Annotated in this window: 10 protein-coding genes and 1 pseudogene; 8 read left to right on the top strand and 3 right to left on the bottom strand. The window is 70.4% G+C overall.

All coding sequences use genetic code 11. The features are described 5' to 3' along the window. Window positions 1-311: pseudogene (locus D7X74_RS11980) on the bottom strand (hypothetical protein); the annotation flags it as partial. On the opposite strand from D7X74_RS11980, the gene D7X74_RS11985 reads away from it, so the two are divergent. From D7X74_RS11985 to D7X74_RS11995, 3 genes are all read left to right on the top strand, one after another. Then, window positions 312-773, top strand: a complete 462-nt coding sequence (locus D7X74_RS11985; protein WP_120533074.1) for a hypothetical protein — start codon at window positions 312-314, stop codon at window positions 771-773. It abuts the pseudogene before it with no gap. A 141-nt stretch (window positions 774-914) separates the two neighbouring features. After that, window positions 915-2,132 carry an AI-2E family transporter gene (locus D7X74_RS11990; RefSeq protein ID WP_120533075.1) on the top strand — a complete coding sequence of 406 codons (1,218 nt, stop codon included), beginning with the start codon at window positions 915-917 and terminating at the stop codon, window positions 2,130-2,132. Between the two features lie 139 nt (window positions 2,133-2,271). Continuing rightward, the gene (locus D7X74_RS11995; protein WP_120533076.1) at window positions 2,272-4,836 is read left to right on the top strand and encodes an ATP-binding protein; all 2,565 of its coding nucleotides are present in this window, start codon (window positions 2,272-2,274) and stop codon (window positions 4,834-4,836) included. A 35-nt stretch (window positions 4,837-4,871) separates the two neighbouring features. On the opposite strand, the gene D7X74_RS12000 is transcribed toward D7X74_RS11995, so the two are convergent. Both D7X74_RS12000 and rho read right to left on the bottom strand, forming a co-directional pair. After that, window positions 4,872-5,192 (bottom strand): hypothetical protein, encoded by a 321-nt coding sequence (locus D7X74_RS12000; RefSeq protein WP_120533077.1) that lies wholly within the window; start codon window positions 5,190-5,192, stop codon window positions 4,872-4,874. A 20-nt stretch (window positions 5,193-5,212) separates the two neighbouring features. Continuing rightward, complete coding sequence (gene rho, locus D7X74_RS12005; protein ID WP_199732940.1) at window positions 5,213-6,820, bottom strand: transcription termination factor Rho; 1,608 nt, start codon at window positions 6,818-6,820, stop codon at window positions 5,213-5,215. Between the two features lie 603 nt (window positions 6,821-7,423). Between rho and ligA the strand changes: the two genes are divergently transcribed. The 5 genes from ligA (at window position 7,424) to D7X74_RS44170 (ending at window position 13,372) form a co-directional block, all read left to right on the top strand. Next, entirely contained in the window at window positions 7,424-9,448 is a 2,025-nt protein-coding gene (ligA, locus tag D7X74_RS12010) for an NAD-dependent DNA ligase LigA (RefSeq protein WP_120533078.1), read from the top strand. 10 nt (window positions 9,449-9,458) lie between these two features. Further along, a complete protein-coding gene (locus D7X74_RS12015; RefSeq protein ID WP_120533079.1) occupies window positions 9,459-9,746 on the top strand; it encodes an acylphosphatase in 288 nt (95 codons plus the stop codon). Further along, complete coding sequence (locus tag D7X74_RS12020; RefSeq protein ID WP_120533080.1) at window positions 9,743-10,186, top strand: DUF3052 family protein; 444 nt, start codon at window positions 9,743-9,745, stop codon at window positions 10,184-10,186. Before D7X74_RS12015 ends, D7X74_RS12020 begins: the two co-directional genes overlap by 4 nt. Before the next feature lie 581 nt (window positions 10,187-10,767). Then, complete coding sequence (locus D7X74_RS44165) at window positions 10,768-11,706, top strand: hypothetical protein (RefSeq protein ID WP_233602067.1); 939 nt, start codon at window positions 10,768-10,770, stop codon at window positions 11,704-11,706. Window positions 11,707-11,713: 7 nt separating this feature from the next. Beyond that, complete coding sequence (locus tag D7X74_RS44170) at window positions 11,714-13,372, top strand: Rne/Rng family ribonuclease (RefSeq protein WP_233602068.1); 1,659 nt, start codon at window positions 11,714-11,716, stop codon at window positions 13,370-13,372. Window positions 13,373-13,455 lie beyond the last annotated feature (83 nt).

Genomic DNA, 13,455 nt, shown 5'->3' on the forward strand with positions numbered 1-13,455 from the left:
CCGCCGCCTTCGAAGCCATTCTTGGCGCCGCCATTGCTGCCCACTTGAGGCGCGGTGGTGCCCGCGCCTCCCGCGCCGCCGTCTCCAGCGCTTTCGCTCGCGCTCTGGCCGCCCGCGGCCGGGGTGGCCTCGTCGTCGGCGCCGTGGGCTCCCGCCGCGCCGTTGTCGCTGTCATTGCCCTTCGCCGTGCCGCTCTCGCCGCCGCCGCCGCCATTGGCCGTAAGCCGGGCGTCGGCGGTCAGGGTCACCTGGAAGGCCTCCAGCACCACGCGGCCTCCGCTGCCACCGCCGCCGCCGCCAGCCCCTGACACATGCCCTCGCGCTGGGACCACCTCTTCGACCTCAAGCCCATCCCCCTCGTGGACCACCTGCTGGAGGAGGTGGCGCGGCTGCTCGCCAACGACCTGGGCACCTGGCCTCCGCCCGTCCAGGACCTGGACCCCGCCACCCTGGGGGAGTTCGCCCCGCTGTTCACGCAAGTCACCCGGCGCCCCGCCCCGGCCGTCTACACGGAGGCCCTGCGGCTCGCGCGCTGGGACCTGGGCCGTGAGTTCGACGCGTTCGACGACTACATGCGCAACAAGCGCTACCTGGAGCGGGGCCTGGCCCCCGACGACCGCGTCCCCCTGCTCTTCCTCACCCGCTGGCTGACGGAGCAGATGCTGGGCCTGGGCGAGGCCACCCAGGGGCGCGTCAAACGCCCGCTGATGCAGGCCTGCCTGGACCGGGTGGAAGCCCGGCTGGACGCCCCGCCACCGCTGCCCCAGGCCTGAGTCCAGACGGACGCCCGGCGGCCCGGACGCCCTTCCCCGGGCGCTTCCGGGACGTTCCGGTGCCGTAGGAGCCGGGGGTCTCCAGGTGTTTCCTCGCCGGAGCTTGTCAGGAGGGAGGCGACTGCCCTAAGCCCACATCCCATGTCGCAGCCCGTGGACACCGCCCCCGAAGATCGCCGCAAGCGCCTGATGCTCCTCGCGGGGCTGTGGGTGGCCATCGCGTTGATGCTCTTCACGCTGCGCTCGGTGGTGATGCCCTTCGCGGGCGCGGCGCTCATCGCGTACCTGGTGCAGCCGCTGGTGGGGCGCATCACCCGGTGGAACCTGGGCGGCCGCTCCGTGCCGCGCTGGGTGGCCATCCTGATGATCTATTCGGGCTTCTTCCTCGCGGTGTACCTGTTCTTCATCGCGCTGGTGCCGCAGCTGTACCGCGAGGTGGCGCGCATCAGCCGGGAGATGGCGGGCTTCGCCAGCGCGCTCACGCCGGAGCACGTGCAGTCGCTCGCGCAGCGCGCGGAGACGTGGCTCAACGTGTACGGCATCCCCGTGGCCCTGTCGGACCGGGCCATGGAGGGCGCGGCGGCGGGCACCTCCGGTGGCTTCAGCCTCGCGTTGGACCTGGAGCAGATGCTCACCGACGCGGTGGCCCGCGGCACGACGCTCGTGCGCGAGAACATGTCGGACATCGTCAACGTGTCGCGCCGCATCGTCACCGAGGTGCTGGCCGGCGTGTTCATGCTGTTCTTCATCCTGATGGTCGCCGCGTTCTTCTCCATCGACGCGCAGGCCATCCGCCGCTACTTCGGCACGCTGGTGCCCGCGGAGTTCCTCCCCGACGCGAAGACGCTGGTGGCGAACATCGACCGCTCGCTGTCCGGCGTGGTGCGCGGGCAGGTCACCATCTGCCTCGTCAACGGGGGCCTCACGCTGGTGGGCCTCTTGCTCTTCGGCGTGAAGTTCGCGTTCCTGCTGGCCACCATCGCCACGCTCTTCAGCCTCATCCCCATCTTCGGCACCATCATCAGCTCGGTGCCCATCGTCCTCATCGCGCTGGCGGACGGCGTGCAGAAGGCCTTCGCGCTCCTCTTGTGGATCGTCGGCATCCACGCGCTGGAGGCCTACTTCCTCAACCCGAAGATCATGGGCGAGGCCGCGCGCATCCACCCCGTGGTGGTGGCCTTCTCCCTCATCGCGGGCGAGAAGCTCTTCGGCCTCTGGGGCGCCCTCTTCGCCGTGCCGGTGGCCTCCATCCTCGTGGCCTGCTTCGACTACGCGCGCCTCAAGGCCCAGCCGCCCCCGCTGGTGACGCCCGCCGTTCAGCAACCCGTCGCCTCCCCGGACGCCGCTCCGGCGGCCTGATCCGCGCCGTCACCGGTGGGCGTCCAGGGCCCCAATCGTCCACCGGTGAAAAACCTCGGCGGAGCGGCCCACATGCCCCTGGCCATCCGGGAGCGCAGTGACTACTTCCACGCACTCCTCCGCCTTTGAGGACCGTGTGATGCCCCCGAGCCCTCCCGACGCCCCGGACTTCCGGAGCCTGTTCGAAGCCTCGCCCAATCCGTACCTGGTGCTGACGCCCGGGCTCCACATCGTCGCGGTGACGGACGCGTACCTGCGCGCCACCCAGACGCGCCGAGAGGCCATCCTGGGCCGCCACATCTTCGACGTCTTCCCCAACAACCCCCAGGACCCGACGGCCAACGGCGTGAGCAACCTGCGCGCGTCCCTGGAGCGCGTCATCAAGACGGGTGCCCCGGACGCGATGGCGGTCCAGAAGTACGACATCCCCCGGGCCGGCGCCGTGGGGGACGGATTCGACGTGCGCTACTGGAGCCCGCTGAACTCGCCCGTGTTCGGCGTGGACGGGAAGCTGAGCCACATCATCCACCGCGTCGAGGACGTGACGGACTTCATCCTCCTGAAGAACCAGGGCACCGAACAGGACCGCCAGCACCAGGCGCTCCAAGCCCGCGCGGGGGAGATGGAAGAGGAGATCTTCCGCCGCGCGCAGCAGATCCAGGAAGCCAACCAGCAGCTGCGCACCGCGAACGAGCAACTGGGGGAACTGGACCGGCTGAAGTCGGAGTTCTTCGCCAACGTCAGCCACGAGTTCCGCACGCCGCTGACGCTGATGCTGGGCCCCACCGAGGACCTGCTCGCCGGACGCTCGGGCGCGCTGCCGGCCGAGGCCCGCAGGGAGCTGGAGCGCGTGCACCGCAACGCGGGACGCCTGCTCAAGCTGGTGAACGCGCTGTTGGACCTGTCGCGCCTGGAGGCCGGGCCCCGGGAGGAGCGCTTCGTGCCCTCCGACCTGGCGGCGCTGACGGCGGACGCGGCGAGCAGCTTCCGCTCCGCCATGGAGCGCACGGGCCTCCAGCTCACGGTGGACTGTCCCCCGCTGTCGGAGCCCGTGTACGTGGCGCCGGACCTGTGGGAGCAGATCGTCCTCAACCTGGTCTCCAACGCGTTCAAGTTCACGCTCCAGGGCGGCGTCACGCTGCGCCTGCGGGAGCGCGGCCGGCGGGTGGTGCTGGAGGTGGAGGACACGGGCTCGGGCATCCCCGCGCAGGAGCTGCCCCGCCTCTTCGAGCGCTTCCACCGCGTGCCGGGCACCGCGTCGCGCACGCACGAGGGCACGGGCATCGGGCTCGCGCTGGTGCAGGAGTTCGCGCGGCTGCACGGCGGCACGGTGGCGGTGCGCAGCACGGAGGGCCAGGGCACGACCTTCACCGTGGAGCTGCCCCTGGGCCACGCGCACCTGCCCCCGGAGCGGATCCGCACCACGGCCCGTCCGCGCTCCGCGGCGCGCGAGGCCACGACGGCCTACGTCCAGGAAGCGCTGCTGTGGAACGTCTCCAAGCCGAAGGAGCAGACGCTGTCGAACCGCGCGCCCGCGCCCGCCCCGGCAATCCGCGCGCAGGAGCTGATGCCGCGCGCGCGCATCCTGCTGGTGGACGACAACCGGGACATGCGCGACTACATCCAGCGCGTGCTCTCCACCGACTATGACGTGGAGACGGTGACGGACGGAGAGAAGGGGCTGGAGTCAGCGCTGGCCCGGCCTCCGGACCTGGTGTTGTCCGACGTGATGATGCCGCGCCTGGACGGCGTGGGCCTGCTGCGGGCTCTGCGCGCGGCACCGCAAACGCGGGAGCTGCCCATCCTGCTCTTGTCCGCGAAGGCGGGCGAGCAGGCCACCGTGCAGGGCCTGTCCTCCGGCGCGGACGACTACCTGGTGAAGCCCTTCTCCGCCGGAGAGCTGCTCGCGCGCATCGCCTCCAACCTGAAGCTCGCGCGGATGCGCCGGGAGATGGCCGACGAGCGCGCGCGCGCGGAAGGGCTGACCGAAGCCCTGCGCGCCCGGGACGACTTCCTCTCCGTGGCGGCGCACGAGCTGCGCACCCCGCTGGCCGCCTTCCAACTGCACCTGGAGCTGCTGGAGCGCGGCCTGGGCCGGGACGCGCCGACCAAGGCGCTGGAGCGGCTGAAGCAGGCCCGGGCCTTCATCCGGAGGCTGGCGCTGCTGGTGGATGTGCTGATGGACGTGTCGCAGATCACCAGCGGCCGGCTGAAGCTCTCCCGCACGGACGTGGACCTCGCGGATTTGCTGGTGGAGGTGACGCGCTTCGCGGAGGAGGAGGCGCGCCGCGAGGGCACGCGGCTCACCGTCTCCGTGAACGGGCCGGTGACGGGCCCGTTCGACCCTTCGCGCATCTCCCAGGTGGTGCACAACCTGGTGGCCAACGCGCTGAAGTTCGGCCGGGGCAAGCCGGTGGAGGTGACGCTGCAACCGGACGGAGAGGTGGTGCGCCTGAGCGTGGTGGACCACGGCATCGGCATCAAGCCGGAGGACCGCGAGCGCATCTTCGAGCGCTTCGAGCGCGCGGTGTCCACGCACCACTACGGCGGCCTGGGCCTGGGCCTGTGGGTGTCACGGCAGGTGGTGGAAGCGCACCAGGGCTGCATCGACGTGGAGGACACGCCGGGCGGCGGCACCACGTTCCGCGTGACGCTGCCGTTGAAGGACGCGGAGGCCCCGGGGCCCGAGTCCGCCACCGGGTAGAAAGGGCGACTGGAGCGGACCGCGCGCGGCGCCGGCTACTGGCAGGCGCCGGCGCAGCGCGCGTTGCGGCACACCGGGATGCAGCGGCCGCAGTCGATGCTGTCCGGGGGACACGTCCCGTCGCACCGCACGCCGGCGCAGTTGGGACCTTCCGTGCGGTGGGTGACGGCATTGCCTTCACCGCAGCACGCGCTCGCCACGCAATCCGAGTCGTCGTAGCAGACCTGGCTGGAGAGCACCGGGGGCGCATCCTCCAGCGGCAGGTCTTCCACGCCCAGGTCACACCCCGCCATCAGGCCCAGGGTGACGCCCGCGACGGCGCGGGCGAGGAAACGAAGGACGTGGGCACGACGCATGTGGGGCTCCCGGGCCAGGGTCAGCGGTTCATCGAGCCCAGGAACTCCGCGTTCGCCGCCGTCGGACGCATGTGCTTGAGCACGAACTCCATCGCGTCGATGGGGGTGAAGGGGTGGAGCACCTGGCGCAACGCCGTAATGCGCACCAGGTCCGATTGCGACAAGAGGAGTTCCTCCTTGCGGGTGCCGGATTTGTTGATGTCGAGCGTTGGGAAGATGCGCTTCTCCATCAACTTCCGATCCAGGACGATTTCGGAGTTACCCGTGCCCTTGAACTCCTCGAAAATCACTTCATCCATGCGGCTGCCCGTGTCGATGAGGGCCGTGCCGATGATGGTGAGGCTGCCGCCCTCCTCGATGTTGCGCGCGGCGCCGAAGAAGCGCTTGGGCTTGTGGAGCGCGTTGGCGTCCACGCCGCCGGAGAGGATCTTCCCGGACGCCGGCACCACCGTGTTGTAGGCGCGGGCGAGCCGGGTGATGGAGTCCAGCAGGATGCACACGTCGTACTTCTGTTCGACCAGGCGCTTGGCCTTGTCGATGACCATCTCCGCCACCTGCACGTGGCGCGTGGCGGGCTCGTCGAAGGTGGAGGAGACCACCTCGCCGCGCACGCTGCGCTCCATGTCGGTGACTTCCTCCGGGCGCTCATCCACCAGCAGCACGATGAGGTAGACGTCCGGGTGGTTGCGGCTGATGGCGTGCGCGATGTTCTGCAGCAGCACCGTCTTGCCCGCCTTGGGGGGCGCGACGATGAGACAGCGCTGGCCCAGACCGATGGGGCAGAACATGTCGATGATGCGCGTGGTCATCTCCGACGACTCGTGCTCCAGCTTGAGCTTGCGCGTCGGATACAGCGGCGTGAGGTTGTCGAACAGGATGCGCTCGCGCGCAGCCTCGGACGTGGGGTCCGCGAAGTTGACCGTGTCCACCTTCTGCAGCGCGAAGAAGCGCTCGCCCTCGCGGGGCTGACGGATGGGGCCCGTCACCGTGTCGCCGGGGCGCAGCGTGAAGCGGCGCACCTGGGACGGCGACACGTAGATGTCGTCCGGGGACGGCTGGTAGTCGCTGTCCGCGCTGCGCAGGAACCCGAAGCCGTCGCTGAGCAGTTCGAGGACGCCCTCGGCGTGGACCTCGAAGCGCTTGTCCGCGATGCCACCCAGCAGCGCGAAGATGAGGTCCTGCTTCTTCAGGCCCTGGTAGCCGTCGATGCCCACGTCCTGGGCCATCTTCGACAGTTCGACGATCTTCATCCGCTTCAGGTCATTGAGCTTGATGACCTGCATCGGGGCGCCGTCGCGGCTGACCTCCGTGATGGCGGGGGACTCGGCGGACTCCTGCGGCGCGGGCGTCGCGGAGGCCGTGTCCTCGGGCTCCTCGGCGCGGATCTCCTGGAGTTCGTCGTCGCGCACGGGGCGGGAGATGGGCGTGAGCACCGGGCGGGGCGCTTCGGCCACCACCTCCGGCGCCTCCTCCACTGGCGCCTCTTCGCGGCGGGCCGGGGCACGGCGCGAGCGGGGCGCGGGCTTCTCCGCCTCCTTCGCCGCCGCGCGCTTGCGGCGGGGCTTCTCCTCCGCGGCGACGAACGGGGGCGCGACTACCTTCTCTCGGGGGGAACGGGCTTTGGCCATGACGGTCAGCAGACGGAATGGGGGGAATCGCCCGAAGGCTCGGGCAGGCTGTACGCGGGACGCTGTCCGTCCGCGCGGCGCTCGGAAGCACCTTCCAGGAGGGCAGCACCACCCGGGTCCCTGATGGGGACCGGAGGGCGCGTGGGCCTGTGGTTGGGAAGAGACGGCGCGGGGGGACCCCTGCGCCAGGAACCGCTCTGGAAACTATTGACCCCCTCCAGAGCTGTCAAGGCATCCGTGCCTTGCACCACCCCGTTTTTCAGGGGGTTGCACCGGAGGGAGGGGGTATTGCGAACAGGGAAACCGCTATGTAGCTGAAATTCGGGGCAGCTGGGGTGCTCGAGGCGCCCTCGCCCGGTGGAACACGCATGTCCGGGTCCCCCTTCCCATCCGCCGGTGGAGTTTCCGGGTCTGGACGGGGCCGCGCGCCGGGAGGGGTCCGCGCATCCAACGCCAGAGGTTGGCAACGTGCGAAGGGGGGAGGACTCCTGGCGGTCCCTCGTGGAGCGGTCCTGTCAGGTGGGCTCGCTAGAGTGGTCCTCCTCCGATGAGGGGCGTGCGCATCCTGGCCGCGCTGCCGAATTGGGGTAAGGACAACACCCCGTGGACACCTTCCCGAAAGCCGAAGCCCGCGCCCGAGCGCTCCGTCAGGAGCTGGCCCACCACAACCACCGCTACTACGTGTTGGACGCGCCGGAGATCAGCGACGCGCAGTACGACACCCTGATGCGGGAGCTGCAGGCGCTGGAGGAGAAGCACCCCCAGCTCGCCACGCCGGACTCGCCCACCCAGCGCGTGGGTGGCGCGGCGGTGGAGGACTTCGGGCAGGTGGTGCACAGCGCGCAGATGCTGTCGCTGGCGAACATCTTCGACGACGAGGGGCTCACGGAGTTCGACGACCGCGTGCGCAAGCTGACCGGCCTGCCGCAGGTGGGCTACGTGTGCGAGCCCAAGCTGGACGGCCTGGCCATCTCCCTGCGCTTCGAAGAGGGCCGCTTCATCCAGGGCGCCACCCGGGGCGACGGCACGACGGGCGAGGACGTCACGTCCAACCTGCGCACCATCAAGAGCCTGCCCCTGGAGCTGTTCCCCCAGGACGGCGTGAAGGTGCCCAGGCGGCTGGAGGTGCGCGGCGAGGTCTTCATCCGCAAGGAGGACTTCCGCAAGCTCAACGAGAAGCGCGAGGAGCAGGGCGAGCCGCTCTTCGCCAACCCGCGCAACGCCGCCGCGGGCAGCCTGCGCCAGTTGGATCCCAAGGAGACCGCCGCCCGGCCCCTCTCCGTCTACCTGTACGAGTGCGGCCCCAGCGACGGCCTGCCCGCGTTCAAGACGCACACCGAGAAGCTGGAGTACCTGAGGACGCTGGGCCTGCCCATCAACCGCTATCAGCCCGCCGAGGGCGCGGACGGCATCCGCCAGCGCTACGACGAGTCCCTCAAGGGCCGCCACGCCCTGCCCTTCGAGGTGGACGGCATGGTGGTGAAGGTGGACGACGAGGACCTGCGTCGTCGCCTGGGACAGGTGTCCAAGAGCCCGCGCTGGGCCGTGGCCTACAAGTTCCCGCCGGAGGAGGAGTCCACGCTGGTGCAGGACATTGGCATCCAGGTGGGCCGCACGGGCGCGCTCACGCCGGTGGCGCACCTGAAGCCGGTGAAGGTGGGCGGCGTGATGGTGTCGCGCGCCACGCTGCACAACGAGGACGAGCTGCGCCGCAAGGACGTGCGCAAGGGCGACACCGTCTTCGTGCGCCGCGCCGGTGATGTGATTCCGGAGATCGTCACGGTGGTGCTGTCCAAGCGCCCGGAGGACTCCCAGCCCTTCGCCTTCCCCACCCACTGCCCGGTGTGCGGCGCGGTGGCAGCGAAGGACGAGGACGGCGCCATCATCCGCTGCACGGGCGCGTCCTGCCCCGCGCAGCTTGTGGAGAAGGTGCGCCACTTCGCCAGCCGCATCGCGATGGACATCGAAGGCCTGGGCGACAAGCTGGCCACCCAGCTCGTCACCGCCGGTCAGGTGAAGACGTTCGCGGACCTCTTCGCGCTGACGAAGGAGTCGTTGCTCAAGCTGGAGCGCATGGGGGAGAAGAGCGCGGAGAACCTGCTGGCCTCCATCGAAGGGTCCAAGCGCACCACCCAGCGCCGCTTCCTGTACTCCCTGGGCATCCGCCACGTGGGCGACTCCACGGCCCGGGCGCTGGCGGAGGCGTTCCCCCAGGTGAAGACGCTCTTCACCGCGAGCCTGGAGGACATCAGCCGGGTGAAGGACGTGGGCCCCGTGATGGCCCAGGTCATCCATACCTTCTTCCAGGAGCCGCAGAACCAGGCCACCATCCAGTCCCTGCTGGACGCGGGCGTGACGCCGGCGCCGCCGGAGGTCTCCACCGGAGGCCCCTTCGTGGGCAAGACGGTGGTGCTCACCGGGACGATGGCCGGGATGGCGCGCGAGCAGGCCAAGGAGGAGGTCGAGCGGCGGGGCGGAAAGGTGTCTGGAAGTGTCTCACGCAAGACCGATTTCGTGGTCGCGGGCGAGGACGCCGGCTCCAAGCTGAAGAAGGCGCAGGAACTCGGGGTAAGAATCCTGGATGAGCAGGCGTTCCTCCAGATGCTAGAAGGGAACGCCAGAGCATGAGGCCCAAGGCATGAGCACGCAGCGCCGGGCGACCCTGCGCATCCAGGGCACGGTCCAGGGAGTCTCCTTCCGGGAGAGCTCCCGCGCCGAGGCGCTGCGGCTGGGCCTGAGCGGCTGGGTGCGCAACCGGAGCGACGGCTCCGTGGAGGCCACGGTGGAAGGCGAGCCCGCTGCGCTGGAAGACTTCGTAAGCTGGTGCCACCAGGGTCCCCGCACGGCGCGCGTCACGCACGTGGCGCGCACGGACGGGGAAGCCACTGGCGAGTTCCGCACCTTCACGGTGGAGCGCACCTCATGACGTCCTACGGCCTCGCGTCCCTGCCGGCCATGCTGGGCATCCGCTCCGGCACCAAGGTTTCCATCATCAACCCGCCCCGGGGCTTCGTGCAGAAGCTCAACCCGCTGCCGGACGGGGTGGAGTTCCTCGTCACGGCCCAGACGGGGCTGGACGTCATCCTCTTCTTCACCCAGGACGCCACGGAGCTGGTGCAGCGGCTGCCCGCGCTGTCGCGCGCAACCACCCTCACCGGTGGCATCTGGGTCTGCTGGGCGACCGCCGAAGGCCCGAAGACGCACCTGTCCGAGGAGTTCGTGCGGCACGCGGCGCTCGACATCGGGCTGGTGGACAACAAGATCTGCGTCATCGACGAGACCTGGACCGCCCTGCGGCTGGTGCGCCGGCCGCGCGGGAAGCTGGACAAGCCCGAGGGCCGCAAGCAGGCCCCCGCCCAGGCCTGAGGCCCCCGAAAAGGCTCCGTTTCGGCCTGGATGCCCTGGGGGCGGGCCCCGGGGCCATCTGCCAGACAGTGGATGAACGGGCGCTTCTTGCCTTTACACACCTGGAGGGGCGTGGAAAACTCTCCGTGTTTCTGGGTGGTTGTGTGACGCCCCGCGTTGGCGGGACATCAGGCCCAGGCTGGAATTTCGACGGGTTGCGCTTCCGGTCTCCTCCGGATGTCCCTGCTGCTCCGGGGCCCCCAGACGCCCCCCCAAGGTGGCCCACGATGGGCACCGACCGGGTGTGGAAGAGGGGGCGGACGGCACGGGCGTGGTGGAGACCTCGAGCGCTTGAAGAGAAGCAGCCCCGCCCGGCACGGTGCCGGTCGCAATGCGGGGCGACATGAACTCGGAGGAGCAGGCGGTGATGTCCTCGGCCCTCACCCAGACGATGCGTTCTCCCTCCGGTGATTCCGGTGGGCGTCCACACGTCGGAGGGCCACCAACCGCCGCTCCCCTCGCAGCGTGCTCGGAGGTGTGGCGTCTTGCCGCCCCCCGTCCGGTGAGGTCCCCCCTACCGCGCGCGCTTCCAGGATTCATCCATGAGCAGTGTGCTCGTCATCAATGCCGCGGGTCGGGAGACCCGGGTGGCGCTCGTCGAGGGCGGCCATATCGCGGAGTTCTACCTCGAGCGTAAGAAGGACAAGGGCGTCGTCGGAAACATCTACAAGGGCCGTGTCGTCCGGGTGCTCCCGGGCATGCAGGCGGCTTTTGTCGACATCGGGTTGGAGAAGGCCGCCTTCCTGTACGTCAGCGACGTCGTCTACGACCCGGACTTCGCCCGCGCCCAGTTCGAGCTGACCGAGGGCGAACACGAGGACGCGCCGGAGGTCCCCACCGAATCCGAGGCGGACACCCTCGAGGCCGCCGCGGCCACGGTGCCGGACAAGGGCGCGCACGCCCTGCCCGCCGGCACGGAAGCAGCTCCGGCCGCCGCCGTGGAGCCCGCGCTCGCGCTGGACGCCCAGGCGGCTGCGCCAGCGGCTCCCCAGGAAGCGCCCCCTGCGGCTGCCCAGGAAGCCCAGGAGACGGCGTCCGCGCCGGCTCCCGCCGCGACCGAGCCCGCCGCCGAGGCCCAGGCTCCCGTCGCGGAGTCGGAGCTTCCCCCGGCCTTCGTCATCGAGGAGACGCAGGTCACGGTGTCCACCGCCTCCGTGGCGGTGCCGCTGTCGGACGCGGGCCTCCCGCTGGACGCGTCCCCCACGGTGGTGCAGGAGACGCCCGCGGAGAGCCTCACCGTCGCCGCCCTCAGCGAGGGCAGCGTGGCGCAGGCCGGTGAAGCCTCCACCGAGGCCGCCGAGCCGCCGCCGCACGCCGCGCGAGGCCCGGGAGGCCCGCGAGCCGCGCGCCCGGGATGGCCGCGAGAAGGAGAAGGAGAAGGAGAAGGAGAAGGACAAGCGCCGCCAGGAGGGCCCTCCGCGCCGCGAGAAGCGCGACGACGACAAGGAGAAGCCCAAGCAGCGCAAGACGGACAAGATTGAAGACCTGCTGAAGGTCGGCCAGGAGGTGGTGGTCCAGATCTCCAAGGACCCCATCGGCACCAAGGGTGCTCGGCTCACCTCGCACATCTCCATCCCCGGCCGTCACCTGGTGTTCATGCCCACGGTGGACCACGTGGGCATCAGCCGCCGCATCTCCAACGAGAAGGAGCGCCGGCGGCTGCGCGACATCGTGGACCGGCTGCGGCCGCCCGGCACGGGCTTCATCGTGCGCACGGTGGCGGAGAACGTTCCCCAGGAGAAGCTGGAGAGCGACATCCGGTTCCTCATCGAGGTGTGGAACCAGGTGGTGCGCCGCAACGAGAAGCGCGGCGGACCGGGCCTGCTGCACCCCGACCTGGACCTCATCCTGCGCGCCACGCGCGACCTGTTCGCCCACGACGTGGAGAAGCTCGTCGTGGACGACGCGGAGGAGTACGAGCGCATCCAGGGCTTCGTCACCGCGCAGGACCCGGCGCTGCGCGACCGCGTGGTGCTGCACGAGACGGACGAGCCCGTCTTCGACGCCTATGGCATCGAGCAGGAGCTGCAGCGCGCCACCCAGCGCAAGGTGTGGCTGAAGAGCGGCGGCTACCTGATCATCGACCAGGCGGAGGCGCTCACCGCCATCGACGTCAACTCGGGCCGCTACGTCGGCAAGAAGAGCCTCGAGGAGACGATCACCAAGATCAACGTCGAGGCGGCCAAGGAGATCGTCTACCAGCTGCGGCTGCGCAACATCGGCGGCATCATCATCTGCGACTTCATCGACATGGAGAAGGCGCAGAACCGCGACAAGGTCTTCAAGTCGCTGCAGGAAGCGCTGGGCCGCGACAAGGCCAAGACGAACGTGCTGCGCATCTCCGAGCTGGGCCTGGTGGAGATGACGCGCAAGCGCGTGCGCGAGTCCATTGGCCGCGTGCTGCACGAGGACTGCCCCTACTGCGACGGCAAGGGCTTCGTGAAGACGGCCACCACGGTGGCGTACGAAATCTTCCGGGAGATCCGCCGCGAGGCGCCGGGCTACAAGGACTCCACGCTCGTCATCAACTGCAACGCGGAGGTCGCGCGCCTCTTGCAGGGCGAGGAGCGCAACGAGCTGCGGCACCTGATGGACCGCTACAACAAGTCCATCCAGGTCAAGGCGCAGCAGAACTACCACCGCGAGCAGTACGACATCTATGGCCGGTCGGCCACGGGCCCCGAGCACAAGGTGGCCTCGTCGCCGGGCTCCGGTGACGGCGAGCTGGCGATGCAGCAGCGCCGCCCGGAGAACGCCTACGGCGGTGGTGGCGGCGGCGGTGGCGGCCGACAGGACCAGGGCCGGCGTGGACGCGACCGGGACCGCGGCGGCGGCGGTGGCGGCGGCGGAGAACGCGGTGGCGAGCGCGGCGCGGAGAGCCGTGGCGGTGGCGGCGGAGAACGCGGTGGCGAGCGCGGCGGCGGCGACCGTCGCGAGGGCCGGCGTCCCGAGCGCGGTGGCGGCGGTGGGGGCGACCGCAACCGGGGTGGCGAGCGCGGCGAGCAGCGTCGCGGCGGTGAAGGCCGAGGCGGTTCCCAGGGAGGCTCCAACAACAACGGCGGAAACGGCGGAGGCTCTGGTGGCCCGCCTCCGGCGGCATCCGGTGGAGGCTCCTCGGAGTCGTCCGGCGGGGGCAGCGAGGCCTGACGTCGGTGAGCGGCGCCGCTGCCTGAGCGCGGCTCGCGTGTGACAGCGAAGGCCCGGTGGGGTTCATCCCCGCCGGGCTTTCT

Origin of the sequence: Corallococcus sp. CA047B (genome assembly GCF_003612065.1) — a bacterium.
GTDB lineage: Bacteria > Myxococcota > Myxococcia > Myxococcales > Myxococcaceae > Corallococcus > Corallococcus praedator.